The organism is Planktotalea sp., from assembly GCF_049680325.1.
Classification (GTDB): domain Bacteria; phylum Pseudomonadota; class Alphaproteobacteria; order Rhodobacterales; family Rhodobacteraceae; genus Planktotalea.
In genome coordinates, this window is the sequence record NZ_JBAUHO010000265.1 from 1 (window position 1) to 20,913 (window position 20,913).

27 protein-coding genes and 1 tRNA gene are annotated in these 20,913 nt (G+C 55.6%); 13 read left to right on the forward strand and 15 right to left on the reverse strand.

Going from position 1 to position 20,913, the window contains the following annotated elements; translation table 11 throughout:
- Positions 1 to 42: 42 nt before the first annotated feature.
- Together WBC85_RS12080 and ypfJ are read right to left on the reverse strand one after the other, a co-directional pair.
- Positions 43 to 543, reverse strand: coding sequence for a protein-tyrosine phosphatase family protein (locus WBC85_RS12080; RefSeq protein ID WP_424437343.1), 501 nt, complete (start codon positions 541 to 543; stop codon positions 43 to 45).
- Positions 544 to 546: 3 nt separating this feature from the next.
- Positions 547 to 1,392 (reverse strand): KPN_02809 family neutral zinc metallopeptidase, encoded by an 846-nt coding sequence (ypfJ, locus tag WBC85_RS12085; protein ID WP_424437346.1) that lies wholly within the window; start codon positions 1,390 to 1,392, stop codon positions 547 to 549.
- Between the two features lie 168 nt (positions 1,393 to 1,560).
- Between ypfJ and WBC85_RS12090 the strand changes: the two genes are divergently transcribed.
- The 4 genes from WBC85_RS12090 (at position 1,561) to recR (ending at position 4,697) form a co-directional block, all read left to right on the forward strand.
- Complete coding sequence (locus WBC85_RS12090) at positions 1,561 to 3,312, forward strand: DNA polymerase III subunit gamma/tau (RefSeq protein ID WP_424437349.1); 1,752 nt, start codon at positions 1,561 to 1,563, stop codon at positions 3,310 to 3,312.
- A complete protein-coding gene (locus tag WBC85_RS12095) occupies positions 3,309 to 3,677 on the forward strand; it encodes a hypothetical protein (RefSeq protein WP_424437352.1) in 369 nt (122 codons plus the stop codon). Before WBC85_RS12090 ends, WBC85_RS12095 begins: the two co-directional genes overlap by 4 nt.
- A 12-nt stretch (positions 3,678 to 3,689) precedes the next feature.
- The gene (locus WBC85_RS12100; protein WP_424437355.1) at positions 3,690 to 4,034 is read left to right on the forward strand and encodes a YbaB/EbfC family nucleoid-associated protein; all 345 of its coding nucleotides are present in this window, start codon (positions 3,690 to 3,692) and stop codon (positions 4,032 to 4,034) included.
- Positions 4,035 to 4,103: 69 nt separating this feature from the next.
- On the forward strand, positions 4,104 to 4,697 hold the full coding sequence (gene recR, locus WBC85_RS12105; protein ID WP_424437358.1) for a recombination mediator RecR: 594 nt from the start codon (positions 4,104 to 4,106) through the stop codon (positions 4,695 to 4,697).
- 103 nt (positions 4,698 to 4,800) lie between these two features.
- Here recR and WBC85_RS12110 read toward each other — a convergent pair whose 3' ends face one another.
- Entirely contained in the window at positions 4,801 to 5,976 is a 1,176-nt protein-coding gene (locus WBC85_RS12110; protein ID WP_424437361.1) for a type III PLP-dependent enzyme, read from the reverse strand.
- 251 nt (positions 5,977 to 6,227) lie between these two features.
- The gene (locus WBC85_RS12115; RefSeq protein WP_424437364.1) at positions 6,228 to 6,977 is read right to left on the reverse strand and encodes a DUF1013 domain-containing protein; all 750 of its coding nucleotides are present in this window, start codon (positions 6,975 to 6,977) and stop codon (positions 6,228 to 6,230) included.
- Between the two features lie 129 nt (positions 6,978 to 7,106).
- Between WBC85_RS12115 and WBC85_RS12120 the strand changes: the two genes are divergently transcribed.
- Entirely contained in the window at positions 7,107 to 7,739 is a 633-nt protein-coding gene (locus WBC85_RS12120; RefSeq protein WP_424437367.1) for a ribonuclease T2 family protein, read from the forward strand.
- Positions 7,740 to 7,820: 81 nt separating this feature from the next.
- Here the strand turns inward: WBC85_RS12120 and WBC85_RS12125 are convergent, their stop codons facing one another.
- Together WBC85_RS12125 and WBC85_RS12130 are read right to left on the reverse strand one after the other, a co-directional pair.
- On the reverse strand, positions 7,821 to 8,798 hold the full coding sequence (locus tag WBC85_RS12125) for an NAD(P)H-quinone oxidoreductase (protein ID WP_424437370.1): 978 nt from the start codon (positions 8,796 to 8,798) through the stop codon (positions 7,821 to 7,823).
- 11 nt (positions 8,799 to 8,809) lie between these two features.
- The gene (locus WBC85_RS12130; RefSeq protein WP_424437373.1) at positions 8,810 to 9,520 is read right to left on the reverse strand and encodes a COQ9 family protein; all 711 of its coding nucleotides are present in this window, start codon (positions 9,518 to 9,520) and stop codon (positions 8,810 to 8,812) included.
- 111 nt (positions 9,521 to 9,631) lie between these two features.
- Between WBC85_RS12130 and rpsU the strand changes: the two genes are divergently transcribed.
- Both rpsU and WBC85_RS12140 read left to right on the forward strand, forming a co-directional pair.
- Positions 9,632 to 9,838 (forward strand): 30S ribosomal protein S21, encoded by a 207-nt coding sequence (gene rpsU / locus WBC85_RS12135; protein ID WP_424437376.1) that lies wholly within the window; start codon positions 9,632 to 9,634, stop codon positions 9,836 to 9,838.
- A gap of 178 nt (positions 9,839 to 10,016) precedes the next feature.
- Positions 10,017 to 10,607 (forward strand): CAP domain-containing protein, encoded by a 591-nt coding sequence (locus WBC85_RS12140; RefSeq protein WP_424437379.1) that lies wholly within the window; start codon positions 10,017 to 10,019, stop codon positions 10,605 to 10,607.
- 33 nt (positions 10,608 to 10,640) lie between these two features.
- Here the strand turns inward: WBC85_RS12140 and WBC85_RS12145 are convergent.
- Positions 10,641 to 10,716: transfer RNA gene (locus tag WBC85_RS12145), tRNA-Ala, on the reverse strand.
- A 95-nt stretch (positions 10,717 to 10,811) separates the two neighbouring features.
- The gene (locus WBC85_RS12150) at positions 10,812 to 11,138 is read right to left on the reverse strand and encodes a TIGR02300 family protein (RefSeq protein WP_424437382.1); all 327 of its coding nucleotides are present in this window, start codon (positions 11,136 to 11,138) and stop codon (positions 10,812 to 10,814) included.
- Between the two features lie 101 nt (positions 11,139 to 11,239).
- Here WBC85_RS12150 and WBC85_RS12155 point away from each other — a divergent pair, with 101 nt between their 5' ends.
- Entirely contained in the window at positions 11,240 to 11,932 is a 693-nt protein-coding gene (locus WBC85_RS12155) for a M48 family metallopeptidase (RefSeq protein WP_424437385.1), read from the forward strand.
- A 39-nt stretch (positions 11,933 to 11,971) separates the two neighbouring features.
- Positions 11,972 to 12,622 carry a GntR family transcriptional regulator gene (locus WBC85_RS12160; RefSeq protein ID WP_424437388.1) on the forward strand — a complete coding sequence of 217 codons (651 nt, stop codon included), beginning with the start codon at positions 11,972 to 11,974 and terminating at the stop codon, positions 12,620 to 12,622.
- Positions 12,623 to 12,668: 46 nt separating this feature from the next.
- Here WBC85_RS12160 and WBC85_RS12165 read toward each other — a convergent pair whose 3' ends face one another.
- The 4 genes from WBC85_RS12165 to WBC85_RS12180 are packed head-to-tail and all read right to left on the reverse strand — an operon-like array spanning position 12,669 to position 15,648.
- On the reverse strand, positions 12,669 to 13,631 hold the full coding sequence (locus WBC85_RS12165; RefSeq protein ID WP_424437391.1) for an OmpA family protein: 963 nt from the start codon (positions 13,629 to 13,631) through the stop codon (positions 12,669 to 12,671).
- A complete protein-coding gene (locus WBC85_RS12170; RefSeq protein WP_424437394.1) occupies positions 13,628 to 14,191 on the reverse strand; it encodes a peroxidase-related enzyme in 564 nt (187 codons plus the stop codon). Before WBC85_RS12170 ends, WBC85_RS12165 begins: the two co-directional genes overlap by 4 nt.
- A 12-nt stretch (positions 14,192 to 14,203) precedes the next feature.
- Positions 14,204 to 14,929 carry a GNAT family N-acetyltransferase gene (locus WBC85_RS12175; protein ID WP_424437397.1) on the reverse strand — a complete coding sequence of 242 codons (726 nt, stop codon included), beginning with the start codon at positions 14,927 to 14,929 and terminating at the stop codon, positions 14,204 to 14,206.
- On the reverse strand, positions 14,926 to 15,648 hold the full coding sequence (locus WBC85_RS12180; RefSeq protein ID WP_424437400.1) for a competence/damage-inducible protein A: 723 nt from the start codon (positions 15,646 to 15,648) through the stop codon (positions 14,926 to 14,928). The genes WBC85_RS12175 and WBC85_RS12180 overlap by 4 nt, the downstream gene beginning before the upstream one ends.
- Positions 15,649 to 15,696: 48 nt before the next feature.
- On the opposite strand from WBC85_RS12180, the gene sfsA reads away from it, so the two are divergent.
- On the forward strand, positions 15,697 to 16,407 hold the full coding sequence (gene sfsA, locus WBC85_RS12185; RefSeq protein WP_424437403.1) for a DNA/RNA nuclease SfsA: 711 nt from the start codon (positions 15,697 to 15,699) through the stop codon (positions 16,405 to 16,407).
- A 395-nt stretch (positions 16,408 to 16,802) separates the two neighbouring features.
- Entirely contained in the window at positions 16,803 to 17,618 is an 816-nt protein-coding gene (gene map / locus WBC85_RS12190) for a type I methionyl aminopeptidase (protein ID WP_424437406.1), read from the forward strand.
- 46 nt (positions 17,619 to 17,664) lie between these two features.
- On the opposite strand, the gene WBC85_RS12195 is transcribed toward map, so the two are convergent.
- Entirely contained in the window at positions 17,665 to 18,288 is a 624-nt protein-coding gene (locus tag WBC85_RS12195; RefSeq protein ID WP_424437409.1) for a LysE family translocator, read from the reverse strand.
- 46 nt (positions 18,289 to 18,334) lie between these two features.
- A complete protein-coding gene (locus WBC85_RS12200) occupies positions 18,335 to 18,583 on the reverse strand; it encodes a hypothetical protein (RefSeq protein WP_424437412.1) in 249 nt (82 codons plus the stop codon).
- 244 nt (positions 18,584 to 18,827) lie between these two features.
- Between WBC85_RS12200 and WBC85_RS12205 the strand changes: the two genes are divergently transcribed.
- Positions 18,828 to 19,424 carry a TetR/AcrR family transcriptional regulator gene (locus WBC85_RS12205; RefSeq protein ID WP_424437415.1) on the forward strand — a complete coding sequence of 199 codons (597 nt, stop codon included), beginning with the start codon at positions 18,828 to 18,830 and terminating at the stop codon, positions 19,422 to 19,424.
- 39 nt (positions 19,425 to 19,463) lie between these two features.
- On the opposite strand, the gene WBC85_RS12210 is transcribed toward WBC85_RS12205, so the two are convergent.
- Positions 19,464 to 20,423: an acetyl-CoA carboxylase carboxyltransferase subunit alpha gene (locus tag WBC85_RS12210; protein ID WP_424437418.1), complete on the reverse strand. Its 960-nt coding sequence runs from the start codon at positions 20,421 to 20,423 to the stop codon at positions 19,464 to 19,466.
- 191 nt (positions 20,424 to 20,614) lie between these two features.
- Between WBC85_RS12210 and WBC85_RS12215 the strand changes: the two genes are divergently transcribed.
- The coding region (locus WBC85_RS12215) for an AraC family transcriptional regulator (protein ID WP_424437421.1) at positions 20,615 to 20,913 on the forward strand (299 nt) is incomplete at its 3' end.

Genomic DNA, 20,913 nt, shown 5'->3' on the forward strand with positions numbered 1-20,913 from the left:
AGCCACAACGAGCCCCACTTGGGTCGATGTCCAACCTCTCACCTATTCCGCCTTTTGCGCAACACCTGTCACTGCCCAGCGCAGCTGCGGGTCCGTTTCCACAGCGCAGGGGCGAACCTTTCGCAGATGCAGAAGCGCGTCGACCGCATCTTCACCCGATTCCACCATCAATCGCAGTGCAAGCATACCAGAACGCCCGCACCCGCCTTTGCAGTGAATCAGAACCCGCCCTCGCCCTTTTAGCGCTCTTAAAGCATCCGCGCTTGCACGCGGCCATGCTGCCAGAAACTCATCATCCGGCACCCCATAATCCGCAATTGGTAAATGCAGCCAGCGCGCGCCGCTTTCTTGAATGTCCGCGCCCAAAGTTTCTGCACCAACATCGACCAATTCGCCGCGCGTTGTCGTTGTAATCACCAACGCGGGTTTCCAATCGCGAATGAAATCCAGATCGGCTTTGTAGTCCCCTTTCAACCCGGGCAATTGAGAAATCGCAAGCGAGCCCCCCCCAACACCTAACGCATGAATGACCAAATCTGCCATTGCTTAGAGCCGCCGGGCGCTGAACGTATCACATGTATTGATATCGCCGCTCTCATAGCCTTTGTTGAACCACCCCGCCCGCTGCGCAGAAGTGCCGTGGGTAAACGTATGCGGTTGCGGCACACGCCCTGCCCGCTTTTGCAAGCGGTCATCGCCAATCATGCGCGCCGCGTTCAGGGCTTCCTCCAGATCCCCTGGCTCAAGCAATCCACTGACCGAGCGCGCCCAAACGCCGCTTAGGCAATCCGCCTGCAGTTCTAAGCGCACGGTAAGTGCATTGGCCTCTGTTTGGCTGGATCGACGGCGTGCCTGTTCTACCTGCCCCAAAATGCCAAGCTCGTTCTGTACGTGATGCGCAACCTCATGGGCGATCACATAGGCAGCGGCGAAATCACCCTTTGCCCCCAATTGACGTGACAACGTGGCGAAGAAATCTGTGTCCAGGTAGGCCTTTTTGTCCGCTGGGCAGTAGAATGGCCCGGTCGCACCATTCGCACCACCGCATGGGCTTTGCGTGACATCAGCATATAAAACCAAGGTTGGCGCACGGTATTCGCGCCCGACCTGCGTCGGAAAAATCTGCCCCCAAACCTGCTCTGTCGTGGCCAAGACACGCGATGAAAACTCTGCCGCGCGCTCTTCTTCGGCACTGACTTGACGCGTTGCGCTTTGCTGTGGCGCAGCCCCTTGCTGCAAAAGCGGCGTGACATCGATGCCGGCAAAATAGCCAATCGCCAGAACAACGATCAGACCAACGCCGCCTATTGGCGCAGCGCGCCCTCTGCCACCACCGGATTGCCGGCGTCTGTCTTCGACATTTCGACTGCCTCTTGTTCCACGCAAACGCATCAACACACTCCTAAAACGACGCCTAAGTTTTCTGCGTCATGCGCCATAGTATGGGCATGAACATCAATAAAAATGCAAGCCTTGGAACGCGCGCCGCGCTGTGGTTGCTATAGACCCCGCTTGCGGTGACCATTAGGGTTGGCTGGCACACGAATCCGGGAAGCCAGTATGAGCGAGACGCCAAAAGCCGAATACAGAGTTCTAGCGCGCAAGTACCGTCCTGAAACCTTTGTCGATCTGGTCGGTCAGGAAGCGATGGTGCGCACGCTCAGGAATGCGTTCGAGGCGGATCGCATTGCGCAGGCCTTTGTGATGACCGGCATTCGCGGCACCGGCAAAACCACGACCGCCCGTATCATTGCCAAGGGAATCAACTGCGTTGGTCCCGACGGCACCGGCGGTCCAACGACCGAACCATGTGGTGTCTGCGAGAACTGCACGGCCATCATGGAAGGGCGTCATGTGGACGTCATGGAAATGGACGCCGCTTCGCGCACTGGTGTTGGCGATATTCGCGAGATTATTGAAAGCGTCCACTACCGCGCCGCTTCCGCGCGTTACAAGATTTACATCATCGACGAAGTTCACATGCTTAGCACTTCTGCGTTCAATGCGTTGCTCAAAACACTCGAAGAGCCGCCAGCGCATGTGAAATTCATCTTCGCGACGACCGAAATTCGCAAAGTTCCCGTGACGGTCCTTTCGCGCTGCCAGCGCTTTGATCTGCGCAGGATCGAACCCGAGGACATGATCGGCATGCTGAAACGCATCGCCGCTGGAGAGAGCGCAGAAATTTCCGACGATGCCTTGGCGCTGATAACCCGCGCCGCCGAAGGCTCTGCCCGTGATGCGACATCCTTGCTGGATCAGGCAATCTCGCACGGCGCGGGCGAAACCACGGTTGAGCAAGTGCGCGCCATGCTCGGCCTTGCGGATCGCGGGCGCGTGCTCGACCTTTATCAAATGATTATGCGCGGGGATGCTGCTGCGGCGTTGAGCGAACTTGGCTCGCAATATGCTGCGGGTGCCGATCCAATGGCGGTCTTGCGCGATCTGGCTGAAATCACTCACTGGATTAGCGTTGTGAAAATCACGCCTGATGCAGCTGAAGATCCTACCGTGTCACCTGACGAACGCGCGCGCGGTCTGCAAATGGCGGCCGATCTACCAATGCGCGCAATGACGCGGATGTGGCAGATGCTGCTTAAAGCACTGGATGAAGTCGCAAACGCACCCAACTCGATGATGGCCGCTGAAATGGCGATTATCCGCCTTACACATGTGGCCGAACTGCCCAGTCCTGAAGAATTGATCCGCAAGCTACAAGATACACCGCCACCGCCCCCAACAGGCGGCGGGGGTGGCAGTGGAGGCGGAATGAGCGCAGGTGCGACGTCTGTTGCCAATGCTCAGGCGCGTATGACGACCTCTGGTGGATCGGCCGGAGGCGCTGCGACAGCGCAGCAGCTTGATGCAGATGCCCTAGCACGTTTTCCGACGTTTCATCATGTTGTCGAACTCATCCGCGCCAATCGAGATGTGAAGCTTCTGGTTGAGGTTGAAGGCGGTGTAAAACTGGCAAACTATCAGCCGGGTCGTATCGAATTCGAGCCACATGCCAGTGCGCCAAACGATCTTGCCCAACGCCTTGGCCAAAAGCTGCAACTTTGGACGGGAAATCGTTGGGCTGTCACACTGGTCAACGAAGGCGGCGCTGAAACGATTACCGAAAAACGCGATGCTGCGGCCAACGCTATCAAGGCCGAAGCAGAGCAACACCCCTTGTTCCTGGCCGTATTAGAGGCATTTCCAAAGGCCAGGATCATCGACATCAAGACCCAACAGGATATCGCGAACAAAGCTTTCGCAGAAGCGCTGCCAGAAGTGGAAGATGAATGGGACCCCTTCGAGGAGGATTGATCCTTACCCTATCGCCAAGCGTCCTTACCGCAGGAGTCTGTGACAAAGCACGCCCTAATTGGGACGGCATTCCGGTCACAGGGGTCGGCGAAGCAATCGCCTTGGCAAGCGCACCTGCGAGCCTCGTGCTCTTTGCGTTAACGCTTCTTGCGATCCGGTTTCGCAATCAATGGGCCGCGCTTGTGGTTCTGATCCTTTGGGTCGGCTACGCCAGCCTTTTGACGATGGCTGACCCCACAGGTATTAGCGTGCTCGCGCAGGCAGAGGGGTGTATTGGCTCTCCCACCTTGTTCATCACCGCCGTCACTGCAATATGTATCGGGATGATCATGTACACGACGCCCAAAGAGGCGCGCAAAACGTAAACGGAGACACAGATGTTCAAAGGACTAGGCCAGCTCGGTGATATGGCGGGCATGATGAAGAAAGCCAAGGAAATGCAGGACCAAATGGGTCAGTTGCAAGAAGACTTGGCCAGCATGATGGTCGTTGGTGAAAGTGGCGCAGGCCTTGTGAAAGCGACGGCAACGGCCAAGGGCGAACTCACGGCGCTTGACATTGATCCGTCTATCTTCAACGGCGATGAGAAAGAAATTGTCGAGGATCTCATCCTTGCGGCGATCAAAGAAGCCCAGCAGAAGGCCGCAGAAAAATCTGCCGCAGAGATGGGCAAGCTGACCGAAGGTCTTGGGCTACCAGCCGATATGAAGCTGCCGTTCTAAAGGCCTCCACTTCCTCTCTCACCAGATATCCCCGCCGGAGGCTTCGACGGGGAATGTAGGGCACACAGTTTGAGCAGCACAAAAGATATCGATGCATTGATTGAGCTGATGGCCAAGCTTCCCGGGCTTGGCCCACGCTCTGCGCGGCGTGCTGTGCTGCACCTCATTCGCAAACGCGCGCTTTTGCTCGCGCCCTTGGCCAACACCATGCAGATCGTCGCCGAAACGGCGCGCGAATGCCTGAACTGCGGCAATGTCGGCACGGCCGATATCTGCGATATCTGCGAGTCCGAGAAACGCGCGAATGGTATCTTGTGTGTTGTTGAAGATGTCTCCGATCTTTGGGCGATGGAACGCTCTGGCGTGTTCAAAGGACGCTATCATGTGCTTGGCGGCACGCTCTCTGCGCTGGATGCAATCGGACCAGACGAATTGCGCATCCCGCGCCTGATTGATCGCGTCACAAGCGAGGGGATCAATGAAGTTATCCTTGCCCTGAACGCAACAATCGACGGGCAAACCACAGCCCATTACATTGCGGATCTATTGGAGAACCGCGTCACGCTGACATCTCTGGCCCAGGGCGTACCGATTGGCGGCGAGCTGGATTACCTCGACGATGGAACGATCACGGCTGCGATGAACGCCCGTAAGCCAATATAAAAGGCCCTGCTGCCCCTCCCAGTGCAAGCAGAGCCTTAGTGCCGAGATGGCCAAACCGCACTAAGTGGTGCGCGGCAGAGCCAATCAGATCGGCACAACCCGTTCAGAGCACCACAACATCAAGCGGTGGAAACCCGTTAAACCCGATTGACGCATACGTCGTTGTGTAAGCCCCGCAATTGCGAACTATTATGCGATCACCAGAAGCCAGAGACTTAGGCAATTGGACCGGTGTTTTTTCGTAAAGAACATCCGCGCTGTCGCAGGATGGGCCAGCCAGAATGCATGGGCCAGTGTCCGAGCCATCCTTGGCAGTTACAAACTCGTAGCGGATCGCTTCATCCATTGTTTCGGCAAGCCCGGAGAACTTACCAATATCCAGAAAGACCCACCGATGGGCATCAAGCGGCGATTTGCGCGCGACAAGCAGAACTTCTGCCACGATGTGACCCGCTTCGGCCACCATGCCGCGGCCTGGCTCCGCGATGATCTGCACATCGCCAAAGCGCGCGCGGACCTGGCGGATGACATCCGCAGCATAGTTGGTTGGCGCATCCACAGCTTCGCCGTAGAAGGCGGGAAACCCACCACCAATGTTCAATAAGCCAAGTTCAAAACCAGCCTGCTGTGCATTTTCCCAAACTTTGGCAATCTGGTCGAGCACAGGCCCCCAGTAAACAGACTTGCGCGTTTGCGAGCCAACGTGAAACGACAGGCCAACCATAGACAGGCCCAATGCACGGCCTTGTTCAAGTAGCGACAGGACATGACCGCCCGCAGCGCCAAATTTACGGCTAAGCGGCCAATCTGCTTGGGAGTTTTCAACGATCACACGAAGGTAAACACGCGCATCCGGCGCGTGGGCCGCGATTTTTTCCAGCTCTTCAGGAGCGTCGGCTGCGAGCAGGGAAATCCCTTTGGACGCTGCAAATGCAATGTCGGTCGCGCGTTTTATTGTATTGCCAAATGAAATCTGATCTGCGCGCGCACCCTGAGAGAGGCAAAGCTCTATTTCCGCGCGGCTTGCGCAATCAAAATGGCTGCCTTTGGCGAGCAATGCCGCGATGATACGCGCATCTGGATTCGCTTTCACAGCGTAGTGAATGGACGCGTCGCCGAGACCTGCCTTGAGTGCATCATATTGCACTTCGACACGTGCAAGGTCGAGAACCAGTGTCGGGCGCTCAAATACATTCCGCGCGATAAAGTCCGATGCGCGGTCAAACAGGACAGGGGTTTGGGCACGGAACGCGCCCGGGTCAGTAGCTTTCATGGTCATCTCCAAAAAAAGTCTGCGCCAAAGGGCACAATCAATTTCAAACGGAGACGTTACCGTCGCTACATAAACGCGGGGGCTACGGGCAATTAACCCCGGCCAGAGGCGCGTGCGTTGGCGTCTGTAAATTGCGATTTAAACCAAACATGGATTCGCGTAACATAAATAAGTTGCTCGGCAAAAAAACTTCCGCAAACGAAAAACCCCGCCACACTTTCGTGGGCGGGGCTACGGTGCCTGACACTATGTTAGACTTAATCTTCGTCTTTATCCGCGTCGTCCGCTGGAAGGCTAAAGAAGCTTTCGGCGTCCAGAATGTCGCCTGTTTCTTCCTCTTTTTCGTCATCGCCAGAGCCAAGCGTAAAGGTCTCAAGACCCTCGATCGCCGTTGGGATTTTTGGCTCTGCATCCATGCCAAGGGACTGCTCTGTGCTCACCAACTTACGGCGTTCGTCATCGCTCATCACTTCACCATCGGCGGCTTTCTTAGCGGCAGCCTTCTGAACTGCTGCATCAAGCTCGGACTGTTTACACAGACCCAAGGCCACTGGATCAATCGGTTGAATATTCGCAATGTTCCAATGCGTGCGCTCGCGGATCGCTTGGATTGTCGGCTTTGTCGTACCAACCAGCTTTCCAACCTGTCCATCGGACAATTCCGGGTGAAATTTAACCAGCCAAAGAATTGACGCAGGACGGTCCTGACGCTTGGACAATGGCGTATAACGCGGGCCGCGGCGTTTTTCTTCGCCCTGCGCAGCGGCGTTGAATTTCAAAGTCAGCTTGTGCAGCACGCTCTCTTGCGCGGCATCAATCTCTTCCTGTGTCAGTTGGTTGTTGGCAATCGGGTCGAACCCTTTCACGCCAGTGGCCACATCACCATCAGCGATGCCCTGCACTTCCAGCTCGTGCATACCGACGAAATCTGCAATCTGCTTAAAGCTAATGGTCGTATTATCCACCAACCAAACGGCGGTCGCTTTTGCCATAATCGGTTTGGCCATGGGAACTCTCCTTCAAACAAGCCTATCTCGTCGCCTGAAGTCAGGCGGCACCTTTTAAGGGGTGCGGGTTACCATTGTGGGGGAACTTGAGCCGTATATAGTGCCGTTTAAGCAAAGAGGGAAGAGGCAATGCGCAAACTGGTTCTAGTACTACTTATGATGGCCAGCAGCCTGCGCGCCGATGGCGAAAAAGCTGGTGAATTCGACTACTACGTGCTCGCTCTCAGCTGGACGCCGACCTGGTGCGCTCTGGAGGGTGATGCGCGCGGCTCAGAGCAATGCGATGCCTCCAAGGATTTCGGTTGGACCCTGCACGGGCTATGGCCCCAGTTTCATCGCGGTTGGCCCAGCTTCTGCCGCACGTCCGAACGCCAACCCTCACGTTTCATGACCAACAACATGAGCGATATCATGGGGACAAGCGGCCTGGCATGGCACCAATGGAAAAAACACGGCACATGTTCCGGCCTCAGCGCTGAAGACTACTTTGCGCTTTCGCGCGAAGCCTACGGAAAAATCAACCGCCCGGCCCTGTTTCGCCGCCTCAAAGACCCGGTCAAAGTCCCCGCCAAAGTCATCGAAGAGGCCTTCCTGAAAGAGAACCCCACTCTCAAAGCCGACATGCTTACGATCACATGCAAAGCAGGCCGCATCCAGGAAGCACGCATATGCCTGTCCAAAGACTTGAAACCTGTTCCATGCGGCGCGGACACCATCAAAGACTGCTCAATGACCAACGCGCTCTTTGATCCCGTAAGATAGCACAGGCCGTTAACCCAAAATCAAGGTTAACGCCCCCGCTTCATTTTGCCCGAAAAACTCCCCGCGGAGCGTTCCGCGCTCTCAAACGGCGCCAACCTTCAAAACAATCTTACCGATATGTCCGCTGCTCTCCATACGCGTATGGGCAGCGGCGGCGTCGGCCAGATCGAACTCGCTATCCATCACAGGCCCCAAACGCCCGGCATCCAAAAGCGGCCAAACCTGCTCTTTCAAGGCCTCTGCAATCCGCGCTTTCGCCAGATCGCTCTGCGGGCGCAGCGTTGATCCGGTAATCGTCAGCCGCCGCATCATGAGTTGCGCGAAGTTCAGCTCAACCTTAGGCCCTTGCAGAAATGCGATTTGCACAAGGCGGCCATCATTCGCCAAGGCCTTCACGTTACGCGGCAGGTAGTCACCGCCGACCATATCCAGAATCAGATCAGCGCCGCCAAGCGCGTTAACGATCTCGACAAAGTCTGCCTCGCGGTAATTGATTGCCTTCTCTGCTCCCAGAGCCACACAAGCTTCGCATTTCTCGGCAGAACCCGCCGTCGTGAAGACACGCGCCCCGAACAGCTTTGCCAGTTGTATCGCAGTTGTACCAATCCCTGACGATCCACCATGGACCAGAAAACGCTCTCCCGCTTTTAAACCACCGCGTTGGAAGACGTTGGAAAAGACGGTGAAATATGTCTCTGGCAAGCAGGCCGCTTCCTTCAGGCCCATACCATTAGGCACGGGCAAACAATGGGCGGCTGGCGTCGCGACAAATTCCGCATAGCCGCCGCCAGGCAAAAGGGCACAAACCAGATCACCAACTGCATATTCGCTGACGCCAGCCCCTATCGCTACGATTTCGCCAGCCGCTTCCAATCCGGGCAAATCGCTTGCGGTTGGGGGCGGCGCGTAGGATCCTGCGCGCTGCAACGCGTCGGGCCGGTTCACGCCTGCATAGGCAACTTTGATAACCACATCTCCGTGGCCAGCCTCTGGCATAGGACGTTCACACAGTTGCAGGACTTCCGGGCCACCCGCTTGGGTGATTTCAACAGCGCGCATTGGCACTCCTTTCATGGATTTGGTGTTTTGGTGGGGGCCGACCAATGCCCCGGCAGATCATCGCGATTTGCATCGGGGGGGGCTTTGAGAAAGCTCAGCGCCCATTTTGGCCCTGCCAGCAGCGGTTTCAACAAAGGCGACGCGTTCACCTGCGCCTTTACCTTTTCGAAGCGCATCACATCATCGATTCGCCGATCGAGAAAGGCCCAGGTTGCCGCATGATCCTCAGAGGTATCCCCAAGCCAGAATAGAACCGTCGAACTATAGACCGCGCTCAGCGTCGCGCGCTTGGAGTACCAGTTGGAATCGCGGGATGTATCGCCCAGCGCGTTCCAGATCGCATCCGCAGTGCCCCAGACCGCCTTTGCCCCATCGCCCGCATTATGTGGCAATGCAAAAAGCGTGGTGCCTCGGCGCACCGCCTCTTTATCCGTCGCGGCCTCCAGCCGAAAACGAACCAAAGCAGCGATTTTTTCTGAGTAACGTAAGGCACTTAGGTCTTCACGTTCATAACGCGCGAGCATTTCGGCATCGCCGCGCAGATGGAAGGCCATCGCCAGATCAACCGCGCCGCGTGGACACACACCACGCGCCAAGGGCATATCAACGCCCACGTCTTGCACGGCAGCTTCGAATGTCGGCTCGCTCCAACCGTCGAAAGCGACATGGTTCAAAGCCGCGTCTAGCAGTTGCTCTTTCAACGGATTAATTGGCAGGGTCATGGACAGCACCTCATTGGTTATTGCCATACTAGACAGATTAAAGGCGCTTTGCTATATGGCGGCCTCCTGCAAATCCTTGCAACTTCAAACTAGAAAGGTGGTGAAAACCACATGCAGGTTAGTGTTCGTGACAACAATGTCGATCAGGCGCTTCGCGCTCTGAAGAAAAAGCTCCAACGTGAAGGCGTTTTTCGTGAAATGAAGCTCAAGCAGCATTTCGAAAAGCCGTCTATTAGAAAAGCACGTGAGAAAGCTGAAGCGATCAGTCGTTCCCGTAAATTGGCACGCAAGAAAGCACAGCGCGAAGGAATGTTCTAAGCACCCTTTACATGAGCAAGAATGCTTTTGAATTTAAGACCTCCGTAGCTGGCGCTGCGGGGGTTTTTCTTTGGCTGGCCAACAGCTCCATGTAGCGCGACAGAGATTTTCTTTACTCAATCCAGTTTTGCGCGGATACTAAGGTCATTCACCTTAATGCCTTGTCTGGAGTATTTTTATGTCTCGTTCAAAGCCTATTCTCGGCGCGCTTCTTACGGCCCCTTTCCTGCTGGCTGCTTGCCAAAGTGGCGGCTCAACACCTATGGCACCGACGCCGGCCATCGCCTTGCTTAGTATTGATAGTGTGGTGAGTGGTGGGATAAATTATGCTGGAGACCAAGGGCCATTTCCTTTGGACGTTGTTGGCGGAGATGGGTATCAGGCCAATCCAACCAACGACGCATCATTTGCGACGCTTCTCACGTCCGTGCGCACCAATGCAGGCGTCGCGCCCTTGACCTACAACGCGCAGCTGGATCAGGCGGCGCAACGGCATGCAGATGATATGTTTACCAACAGCTTTACAGGTCATATCGGGAGCGACGGATCGACGTTTCAGCAGCGAATTGCCGCGACAGGGTATGTCGCAACCGCAGCTGGGGAGAACGTTGCCCAAGGCCAAGCGAACGAAAACCTTGTGATGAATGCATGGACATCTTCGCCCGGCCATCACAGCAACAACGTTAACCCGGCTTTCGAGCACTTCGGCCTAGCGCGTAGCGGAACGGGTAACAATATCCGCTGGGCGCTTGTATTCGGCGCGGACTAACGGACTTGAGGTTATTTTAGAATATAGGAGGTTTGGTGGAGCCTAGGGGGATCGAACCCCTGACCTCCTGCATGCCATGCAGGCGCTCTCCCAGCTGAGCTAAGGCCCCAAAACAGACGCCGCACGTCTGTTGCACGCGGTGTCTAGGCAAGGAATGCATCGGGATCAAGCAAAATTAGCATGGCCCCGATGCCAATTCAGCAATTAATCGTCGACGTTTGAAGCAACGTCCGCGATTTCATCGAGCGACACAGTTTCATCATCATCGTCGTCTTCGAGAACATCATCACCAAGATCCAGATCGATGTCTTCGTCGTCGTCGAGCACAACATCATCTGTGTCGAGTTCAGCTTCTTTAGCTTTCTTTGTCGCAGCATCTTCAGCGTCAGCGGCGATCATCCGGCTCTTGCCGTTTTCCATCTCGATTGTTTCGCCTGTATAAGGGCTCACAATTGGGACTTTGTTTAGATCGTAAAATCGCTTACCCGTGGTCGGGCACAGGCGCTTGACGCCCCATTCTTCCTTGGGCATGGAACTTCCTCATGACTTGGTCTTTAGACGGTTCTGGGCAACTGCCATAACCAGTGAAGAGTGTCAAAGGCTTTGCGGCGATAAACCAGACTGAGGCGCATATGGGGCAGCATATTCTACACGGCAACCCTCCGGTTCCTATTATTTTACGTAAATCTGCGCGTGCGCGGCGTATTAGCCTGCGCATCAGCCAGTTGGACGGGCGAGTCACGCTGACGCTTCCAAAGAGCGTGAGCGATGCTGAGGGAATCGCTTTTGCACGCGAAAAAGAGGATTGGCTTCGGGGTCATTTGGATCGCCGCGGCGAGGATCAGGCGGTAGCGCTCGGCGCAGAGCTGCCTGTTGAAGGGACCTTTCGCGCGATCCAGTCAGGAAGCGGGCGGGGCGTTACGTTAAATGTAGACACGCTGCGCGTACCGGGAAAACCCGAACAAGTTCCGACGCGGGTTCAGGCGTTTCTAAAGCAGATGGCGCGGGACAAGCTTGCCCATGCTTCCGATCACTATGCAAATCGCCTTGGCAAACCCTACACACGCATCAGCATACGCGATACGCGTTCGCGCTGGGGATCATGTTCAAGCGCAGGCGCTTTGATGTATTCATGGCGATTGATCCTGTGCCCGCCAGAGGTGCTGAACTATGTTGCTGCCCACGAAGTCGCGCATCTGGCCGAGATGAACCACAGTCAGGCCTTTTGGGACACAGTCACGCGGATACATGGCCCCTACTCCGCCCCGCGCGCCTGGTTGCGTAAAAATGGAAGCAGCCTGCACACCTATCGCTTTCAGGCATGAACGCTTGACCAACCGCCGGTTTGTGATCACAAGCATGACATGCTGATAAACCCACGTTCGCCAGACACATCACCCGCCGCGCACGACCGCGTTTATCGTACATTGCGAACGCGCATCATGTACGGGGATATCGCCCCGGGTCAGGCGATGACATTGCGTGGAATTGGTGAAGAATTCGAAGTATCAATGACCCCAGCACGCGAAGCGGTACGCCGTTTGGTTGCAGAGGGTGCCCTTTCCATGTCGAGTTCGGGACGCGTCTCAACCCCTGAACTTAGCGCAGAACGCATTGAAGAGCTTGCGGCCCTGCGCGCATTGATTGAGGTGGAGCTTGCCAGCCGCGCGTTGCCGCGTGCCCATATGGCATTGATTGAGCGCTTGCAGATGATTAACGCCTCTATCGCAGAGCAAATCGCGCGGCAGGATGCTGTCGGTTACATCCGCACCAATCTGGAATTCCACCGAACGCTCTACCTTCGTGCGCAGGCACCTGCGATGCTGGCAATGGCCGAAACGGTCTGGCTCCAGCTTGGCCCAACAATGCGCGCACTTTACGGGCGTTTGCAGCGCAAGGAACTGCCCCACTTTCACCGCGTAATCGTTGCCGCATTGCGGGCAGGTGACGAACCCGGGCTGCGTTTGGCGGTAAGGTCAGATGTGACGCAGGGCTTGAAAATGCTGGCACGCTAAGGGCGCAAAATACTTCGCAAGATCACTTCACCCATCAGCGAGCGCCTTACTCCGTCGATATCAGCACCGCTTCAACACGCCTGTTTGTGTCGCGTCCTGCTTTGCTTAGGTTACTTGCAACAGGGGATAGAAATCCGACGCCTTCTGCCGACAATTGCGCCGACGCGACGCCATGGGACTCAATCAAACGCTGGCGCACAGAAGCGGCGCGCCGTTTCGACAGGGCGATGTTGCCCTCAAGGCTACCCTCGGCATCTGTATGCCCGACCAACGCCACGCGGCGCGCGGAATTCGTTTTAAGATAGGCCGCTAGTTTGCCAAGCGATGCAAACGGACCTTCACCAAGTTCCGAAGAACCAGTCTTGAAGTCCAGATCGCTCAAAATGATGTGTCCCGCAACATCAAGCTGCTTTGAAATGCCCACGCCACTGCCTTGCACGTTAGGTGCCTGCCCGTTCTTTGTGCTGGCAATCAGCTCACCACCCTTGGAAACACTGATGTCGGCGGCCTTATCGACTGCAATCTGGATAATTTGCACATAGGTCGCCGTTGCACTTCTGCTGACTAGCAATGAAATTGCAGCCTTTGGTGCGTCGCTTGAGCCGCTAATTGCAGAGAGAAAGCGGTAGTCATCCAAGTCCACATACATGTCAGGGGCATCAAGTACGTCGGTGCCAAAGCGGAAGTCAAAACCGCCGCACGCGCGGTCTGCACATTCAAACAACAGGGTGTAGTTGCTTTCTTTCAGCTCTTCTCTGAGGGGCTGCAATAATTGCAATGGCGTTACGCCGCCCCCCTCAATGCGCCATGCTTGGCGGGAGACGAAGCCCTCGAAGGTACGTGCCGGAATGCTTGCCCCGTCAAATGGCGCAATCGGCAAAGTATAGCTATCAATGCCAAGCTCCTGCCCCGCGGTTTGGCGCGCAGACGCTGGCAAGGTCAGTTGCACCGCAGAGGCAGCCGCAGGCAACAAGCCCAGCAACAGAAAGCTGAAGACGCGTAAAATCATCTGTGTTGCGCGTGATATTCATCGTTAGGGCGCATGTCTGTCGCGCTCGCGACGCGGTTGGACATGTTGTAGAACGCCGTCACGTTGGCGATATCCCAGATGTCGCGATCAGAAAAACCGACGTCCCGCAGCGCTTGGCGATCGGATTCCTCAATGGAATGGCTTTCCTTGGTGACACGCTCTGCAAACAGGCACATAGCGTACTGGCGCGGGTCCAGATCGGCAACACGCCAGTTCATCACCAGCATTTCACCCAGCTTGGGATCACCCGACAATTGACGCACTGCCGCGCCATGTGCTGTCAGACAGTAAAAGCACTTGTTGATTGAAGACGTCACAACAGCGATCATCTCACGCTCGAGCTTGCTCAAGCCGCTCTCGCCCAGCATCAGATCATTATAAAGGCCGGTGAAGGCATTCAATTTGTCGATATCAAAGGCATGTGCCTGCAAGACATTCGGGATCATGCCCAGTTTGTCCTGACAGATATCGAAATACTTCTGCGTTGGCGCGGGAAGCGGATCAACCATGGGTAAATCAAGGGCGGTTGGCTTGGTCATAGCAATGGTCCTTCAATCGTTCTTTATACGGTAATGATAGCGTCCAATGAGCGTCATCCCGAGAGATGTGTAAAGCGCATTCGCTGCGTCATTTGCTTGCGTGCAGATCACCGACATCATGCCGGCACCTTGTTCTTCAGCCCAAACAGCTGCACGGCGCATCATCCATTTACCGACGCCCATGCCGCGTTGGTGTTCGAGAATCTCCAAAGCGTGAACCATTGCGGTCCCACCGTATATCGCCACATATCCAGTGCCGGCGGGCTGATCGTTCCAGCGCCCCAGCAGGGCAGTCTTGGTGCATGTGCTGCGCTGCATAACGTGATAGCGCGCATCGTCGATGCCGCCAGCAGCCCAAATATCACGCATGATTTGCAACGGTTCCCATAAGGTGAAAGCGGTGACGCGCGGGATGTCGACATCAGTCAAATGCGCAATTGGACAAGCATAGAAATTCACCGGATCCTTTATCTGATACCCACGCAATTCCAGTTCAGCATCCAGTTCCGTTTCGCCCTGACGCACCATAAACAATTTTGGTTGCCCCAGCTTGCTCATCGCCGCCTCTGCCGCGTCAAAATCCCAATCGCCCTCGCCCTCTCGGGTCGCTGCAGAAACGCGCTGGCCACCGCCTTGACCATCGCGGATCATCCATGGACCAACACGCGTTTCCGCCGCCGCAGGCCAGGTAAACCCGCAAACGTCGTACAACGCTTCAATAGATGGCAAATCGCTCATACGCCCATCTCCTTGGCCAACCGAACAATTGCTGCATCTATCTGCGCACCGTTATGGCCACGGATCACGATGTTCGAACCATAGGCACCATCCTTTTGAAACGGATAGGAGCCAATCGAAAGTTCGGGGTAATCCGCAGCCAACTGCCCCAACGGTCCGGCAATGTCACCTTCACCGCGATCAATGCGTAAGGTCTGGCTAAGCAGCGGCGCGCCGCCCGTCAGCGTTGGCATAACGCTTGCTACCATGGCGCGGAACACGGCGGGAACGCCTGCCATGACATGCACGTTTTGCATTGTGAAACCGGGCGCTACGGAAACCGGATTGTCGATCAACGTCGCACCGTCGGGAATGCGCGCCATTCGCAAACGCGCTTCGTTCAGCTCACTTCCCTGCCGCTCATAGTGCGCCGCGAGCAAGGCACGGGCATCGTCGCGCACATCAATTGCAGCATCAAACGCTTCGGCAATGCAATCTGCTGTGATGTCATCATGCGTCGGCCCGATGCCGCCGCTGGTGAAAACGTGATCGAAGTTAGCAGAAAGAGCGCGCACAGCTGCGACAATAGCGGGGCCATCATCGCTGACCACCCGCACCTCGCGCAGATCAATGCCGTGGGTCGTCAGCTCGCCCGCCAGATAATACATGTTTGCATCGCGTGTACGGCCAGAGAGGATTTCGTCACCGATTACCAACATGGCGGCTGTGGGGTTTGGCATTTGCGGCTCTCCTTGATGGGCGCTTTTCTTCGGTATAGGCCTTGCGTCATGCGCTTTCAAACTGATCTCATCCCCGCCCGCCTTATTCGGCGATATAAACGCTTTCTTGCCGATGTCCGTCTGGAAGACGGGCGCGAAGTGACGGCTCATTGCGCCAACCCCGGTTCGATGATGGGGCTAGCAGACGAGGGCACGAAGATATGGCTAGAGCCCAATGATGATCCGAAGAAAAAGCTGAAATACGGCTGGCGTTTGGTGGATCACGAGAACGGGCATTTCACAGGGGTTGATACATCGGTGCCCAACCGCGCGATGAAAGCGGCGCTGGAAGCCCGCGAGGTTGACGGTTTGGGGGGCTATGAGGTTGTGCGCCCCGAGGTGAAATACGGTGAGAAAAGCCGCATTGATTTCCTGTTGCAAGGCGGCGGGCCCGATATCTACGTCGAAGTCAAAAGCGTAACGCTATCGCGCCAAGCGGGCCGCGCCGAGTTTCCAGATAGTGTGACCACGCGCGGTGCAAAGCATTTGGCAGAACTCTCGAACATGTGCGCCGCAGGTCATCGCGCGGTAATGCTTTATCTGGTACAACGCACTGATTGTACGGAAATGACGTTGGCGGGGGATATTGATCCAACCTACGCACAGGCATTTGCACAGGCACGCGAGATCGGTGTCGAGGTGATGTGTCTAGGAACGAAGATTACCCCGGAAGGCATCTGGGTGGGACAGCCGCTTGAGTTCAAGGACGCGTTGTTATGAGCGTGTTTGGTTCGTAGAATTCGCAGGAGCACCCATATGTTTAGAAAACTCGGCTTCGTCTTTTTCTTGGGGCTTTCGTCGTTTTTCGTTTATCTTTACTACACCCAACATTTCAAATGGCGCCATTGTTTCAGTGGGTTGTCTAGATGTTTCGACAGCGAAAGCGGCGTCGTTTTTCAGAGCCAATCGGGGGGCGTTTATCTGGCTTTGGCTGCATTGTTCGCCGGATGTGCGATTTTTCTGATATGGCTTACAAAGCGTCCCTCGTCCTAGTAGCGGTCTTGGCTGAGTTCTGAACTTTGGGGCCCTTCTGGAACCATTTCCGCCGCATCCCCTAGAACCTCGTCACATTCCGATTTACAAAGGGCACAAGCAACGCATTAAGGAGCAGCGCCATGAAGGACAAATCACGTGGCCGCATGACCAAAGAAGGTATCCGCATCTATGAAGAAGCGGATTTCGCAGGCATGGCTGAAGCAGGAAAGCTGGCCGCGGAAATCCTTGATGAAGTGGCCGAACTGGTGACGGTTGGTCAGACAACAGGTGTGCTTGATAAGTTCATAGAAGACCGCGTCACGCGCGCCGGTGCGACCTCTGCCACGATCGGTTATAAGGGCTATAAACACGCCAGTTGTATTTCTGTGAACCACGTGGTGTGCCACGGCATCCCCGGCGACAAGAAGCTCAAAGATGGCGATATTATCAACATCGACGTCACGGTGATCGTGGATGGTTGGTTCGGCGATACATCGCGCATGTATGTCGCTGGAAAACTGTCACGCAAGACGGAACGGTTACTGCAAGTCACCCATGACGCGTTGTTCAAAGGCATCGAGGCGGTGAAACCCGGCAATACATTCGGTGACATAGGCGCGGCGATCCAAAGCTATGTCGAAAGCCATCGCATGTCCGTCGTGCGCGATTTCTGCGGGCATGGTTTGGGCCGCGTGTTCCACGCGCCGCCCAACGTGTTGCACTATGGCAAACCGGGAACAGGGGCAGTCCTTGAACCCGGCATGTTCTTTACGATCGAACCAATGGTGAATTTGGGCCGCCCTGAAACGAAGGTCTTGGCCGATGACTGGACCGCCGTGACGCGCGATAAATCTTTGTCCGCGCAGTTCGAACATTCCATTGGTGTAACAGAGACAGGCTGCGAGATTTTCACGCTTTCGCCTGCGGGCAAGTTTCATCCGACCTATACGGCTTGAGGCGTCTCACTTGCCCTCCATAGCCTAGCGGCTCCTGCGCTGCGCTTTAACTGGAGCGGCGCATAAATGCCAAAGCAAGCCCCATGGCAACAAGCAGGCTGCCGCAGGTTCGCTCGATCCAGAGCGCACCTTTTTTGCTGAGAAATCTCATCGCCTTGGACCCAAGTCCAGCGTAAGCTGCCATCACTGCAATATCGAGCGCAATGAAGATCAGCGCGAGCGTAAGATATTGCATAGCCACGGGTTGGCTCAGAACGATGAACTGCGGAAGAAACGCGGTGAAAAACAAATAGCCCTTGGGGTTGGTGACAGCCACAAGGAAGCTCTTGCGAAAGATTGCAAAACGTCCTGCTTGGGCATTTCCCGCATTGGCGACTGGGCCGAGATCACCCGAGGAACGCAACATTTGCGCCCCCAGCCAGATCAGATAGGCGACCCCGATCCATTTTACCACGGTGAACCAGAACGCCGAAGCGGCCAATACCGCACCAAGGCCAAGCGCGGCGGCGGAGATTAGAACCGCGTCTGATACCGCCGCCCCCAAGACCCCATAAGCAGAGCGCGCAAAGCCAAAGCGTGGGCCATTTGACAAGGCAAGAAAGACCGTTGGTCCGGGCGTCATTATGACCACCAAGGCCATCAATGCGAATGTCAGAACAGGCAAATCCATGAGGTGTCTCCGTCGTTTTTGTCCGAATTGGCGATGCGGTTTACAGTTAGGTTGATACTGCGCCTCGGGCAGCTGCGTTGCGCTGGCGAAATACCTGAACAAAGATGACTAATGCTGCCAATTGGCCAAGGATCACCGCAGGCCAGATAAGGCTGAATTGCGCATCAAAGTATTTCTGCGGCCCGAATGAGATCAACGCCATCAACGTTGCGGCCACGCTCAAACCGCGCCCCGACAAGCTGGCCAATGGGCCGACAACAATCGCCGCAAATGCGATTGAGACTGACGCCCCCAAATAGGGCGCGATCCCGAAGAGGGCGCGATCCCGAAGAGGGGCGTGGCGACAGGTGGGTGGGGTTTGATCCCAGCGTAGAGCGCGGACAGCATTATCAGTTGCAACAGGATTAATGTGGAAAGGGCGGCGGTGGTTTGGCGTTCGTTCTGTGTCATGTTAGTTCTCCAAAAGCGTAATTTAGGTTACGGTTGCACTTATCCGTAATTCAGGTTACGGATTCTGTCAACAAGATGGAGAAAGAAAAATGCGCGACGAAAAACGCTCGCTCCGCCAACAACAGATCGAAACCGCCGCATATGAAGTTCTAGAGCGTAAGGGATATGGCGGCACATCGATGCTCGGGATCGCCCGAGCGGCACGCGCATCGAACGAAACGCTTTATAACTGGTACGGGGACAAACAGGGCCTGTTTCAGGCTCTTGTCACGCGCAACGCAGCGGATGTGAAATCATTGCTCGAGGAAGAATTGACCAGCGAGCGCGATGCGCTGTCGATATTGGCCCGCCTTGGTCCAAAACTGTTTGGACTGCTCACGGGTGATCGCGCCATCGCCCTGAACCGCGCAGCTGCCGCTGATAGCAGTGGGGAACTTGGCGAAACCCTGTCAATCGCGGGGCGCGAAGCGGTGTTGCCTTTACTTGAAAAAGTGCTGGAGCGTGCGCGATCAGAGGGGCATCTGACTTTTCCAGACACCATTCAGGCCGTGGGTCTTTATTTGGATTTGCTTATCGGGGATCAACAAATTCGCCGGGTCATCGGTCGCTTGCCCAGCCCCAGCGAAGCGACTTGCGACGAACGCGCGCAAAGCGCACTGCACCATTTAAAGCGGTTGCTAGCGTAGCTCGTGATCTTTTCGTTAACGTGCGCATAACCAAACAGGTTAAGCCGCCAGTCCTTTTGATCCCATATCGAGGAATTTTTTGCGACGTGCTTTAATCAAGGCAGCAGCATCCATGCCCTTCAAATCGGCCAGCATTTTTTCAATAGCATTGCTGACTGACGCCATCGCTGCGTCGCGGTCACGGTGTGCGCCGCCCAAAGGCTCGTTTACGACGCGGTCCACAACACCAAGTTTATGCAAATCTTGCGCAGTCAAACGCAACGCTTCGGCCGCCTCGCGCATTTTTTCGCTGTCTTTCCATAGGATCGACGCGCAGCCCTCAGGGGAAATCACCGAATAAACCGAATGCTCCAGCATCGCCAATTTGTTGCCTGTTGCAAAGGCTACAGCCCCGCCAGAGCCACCTTCACCGATGATAACGCTGACCAAAGGCACACCAATCTGTAGACACATCTCGGTTGAACGGGCAATCGCTTCGGACTGGCCACGCTCTTCCGCGCCTTTACCAGGATAAGCACCGGGCGTGTCCACAAGTGTGACTACCGGCAGGTTAAACTTGCTTGCCATCTCCATCAAACGGATCGCCTTGCGGTACCCTTCTGGGCGGGCCATGCCGAAATTTCGCTCAATACGGGTGGATGTATCGTTGCCCTTGTCCTGCCCGATCACCACAACGGGGCGATCTTTGAAACGGGCCAATCCGCCCATAACGGCATGATCGTCAGCAAAGCCGCGATCGCCTGCCAGCGGTGTATAATCCGTGAAGATCGCAGACAGGTAGTCACTGCAATGCGGACGATCTGGATGACGCGCAACCTGGCACTTACGCCAAGGGGTCAGGCCCGCATAAAGATCGACCAACATATCGGCCGCCTTTTTGTCGAGCGCGCTGGCTTCTTCTTCTACATTTGTTTCTTCACTCGCACGCGCCATGGCGCGAAGCTCTTCAGCTTTGCCTTCAATTTCTGCGAGGGGTTTTTCAAAATCTAGATAGTTCATTGCGCACGCTCACTAAACGGAAACTTACGCCTATATGGCGCGCCTATAGCTTGGATGCAATAAAGCAAGATTAATCCACGACACTTGGCTAGAGTATTCATACAGCCCAACAGGGGACGGGCGATGAAGATAGAACACTATGAAGACCGCAACATCCCTAAACTTTGAAACCTAAATCAGGAGAGCCTGACATGTTCGATGTAAAAATCACAGATATGCCCACACGCCACCTTGCCGCGCATAAACACATTGGTCTTTACACAACCATCTCTCAGAGCTTTGAGCAGCTCGGCGCAGTGTTTACGGCTCGCAACTTATGGCCTCAAGCGCGCGGCATGGTTGCGGTCTATCATGATGATCCGAACACAGTTGCGGCGGCCGAGCTGCGCTCGCATGCGGGCGTCGAAGTGGGCCCCGATTTCGAAATGCCAGAGGAACTGGAAGAGGTGACGATCAAAAGCGGTGAAACTGCCGTTCTGGTGTTCAAAGG

What these genes read in the sequence shown, in the direction of transcription:
- WBC85_RS12150 (WP_424437382.1), bottom strand. Translation starts at nt 11,138, where the DNA reads ATGCCCAAGGAAGAATGGGGCGTCAAGCGCCTGTGCCCGACCACGGGT.
- WBC85_RS12120 (WP_424437367.1), top strand. Translation starts at nt 7,107, where the DNA reads ATGCGCAAACTGGTTCTAGTACTACTTATGATGGCCAGCAGCCTGCGC.
- WBC85_RS12110 (WP_424437361.1), bottom strand. Translation starts at nt 5,976, where the DNA reads ATGACCATGAAAGCTACTGACCCGGGCGCGTTCCGTGCCCAAACCCCT.
- WBC85_RS12155 (WP_424437385.1), top strand. Translation starts at nt 11,240, where the DNA reads ATGGGGCAGCATATTCTACACGGCAACCCTCCGGTTCCTATTATTTTA.
- WBC85_RS12205 (WP_424437415.1), top strand. Translation starts at nt 18,828, where the DNA reads ATGCGCGACGAAAAACGCTCGCTCCGCCAACAACAGATCGAAACCGCC.
- rpsU (WP_424437376.1), top strand. Translation starts at nt 9,632, where the DNA reads ATGCAGGTTAGTGTTCGTGACAACAATGTCGATCAGGCGCTTCGCGCT.
- WBC85_RS12080 (WP_424437343.1), bottom strand. Translation starts at nt 543, where the DNA reads ATGGCAGATTTGGTCATTCATGCGTTAGGTGTTGGGGGGGGCTCGCTT.
- WBC85_RS12175 (WP_424437397.1), bottom strand. Translation starts at nt 14,929, where the DNA reads ATGAGCGATTTGCCATCTATTGAAGCGTTGTACGACGTTTGCGGGTTT.
- WBC85_RS12195 (WP_424437409.1), bottom strand. Translation starts at nt 18,288, where the DNA reads ATGGATTTGCCTGTTCTGACATTCGCATTGATGGCCTTGGTGGTCATA.
- ypfJ (WP_424437346.1), bottom strand. Translation starts at nt 1,392, where the DNA reads ATGCGTTTGCGTGGAACAAGAGGCAGTCGAAATGTCGAAGACAGACGC.
- map (WP_424437406.1), top strand. Translation starts at nt 16,803, where the DNA reads ATGAAGGACAAATCACGTGGCCGCATGACCAAAGAAGGTATCCGCATC.
- WBC85_RS12115 (WP_424437364.1), bottom strand. Translation starts at nt 6,977, where the DNA reads ATGGCCAAACCGATTATGGCAAAAGCGACCGCCGTTTGGTTGGTGGAT.
- WBC85_RS12165 (WP_424437391.1), bottom strand. Translation starts at nt 13,631, where the DNA reads ATGATTTTACGCGTCTTCAGCTTTCTGTTGCTGGGCTTGTTGCCTGCG.
- WBC85_RS12130 (WP_424437373.1), bottom strand. Translation starts at nt 9,520, where the DNA reads ATGACCCTGCCAATTAATCCGTTGAAAGAGCAACTGCTAGACGCGGCT.
- WBC85_RS12125 (WP_424437370.1), bottom strand. Translation starts at nt 8,798, where the DNA reads ATGCGCGCTGTTGAAATCACCCAAGCGGGTGGCCCGGAAGTCCTGCAA.
- WBC85_RS12090 (WP_424437349.1), top strand. Translation starts at nt 1,561, where the DNA reads ATGAGCGAGACGCCAAAAGCCGAATACAGAGTTCTAGCGCGCAAGTAC.
- WBC85_RS12170 (WP_424437394.1), bottom strand. Translation starts at nt 14,191, where the DNA reads ATGACCAAGCCAACCGCCCTTGATTTACCCATGGTTGATCCGCTTCCC.
- WBC85_RS12140 (WP_424437379.1), top strand. Translation starts at nt 10,017, where the DNA reads ATGTCTCGTTCAAAGCCTATTCTCGGCGCGCTTCTTACGGCCCCTTTC.
- WBC85_RS12160 (WP_424437388.1), top strand. Translation starts at nt 11,972, where the DNA reads ATGCTGATAAACCCACGTTCGCCAGACACATCACCCGCCGCGCACGAC.
- WBC85_RS12210 (WP_424437418.1), bottom strand. Translation starts at nt 20,423, where the DNA reads ATGAACTATCTAGATTTTGAAAAACCCCTCGCAGAAATTGAAGGCAAA.
- WBC85_RS12180 (WP_424437400.1), bottom strand. Translation starts at nt 15,648, where the DNA reads ATGCCAAACCCCACAGCCGCCATGTTGGTAATCGGTGACGAAATCCTC.
- WBC85_RS12100 (WP_424437355.1), top strand. Translation starts at nt 3,690, where the DNA reads ATGTTCAAAGGACTAGGCCAGCTCGGTGATATGGCGGGCATGATGAAG.
- sfsA (WP_424437403.1), top strand. Translation starts at nt 15,697, where the DNA reads ATGCGCTTTCAAACTGATCTCATCCCCGCCCGCCTTATTCGGCGATAT.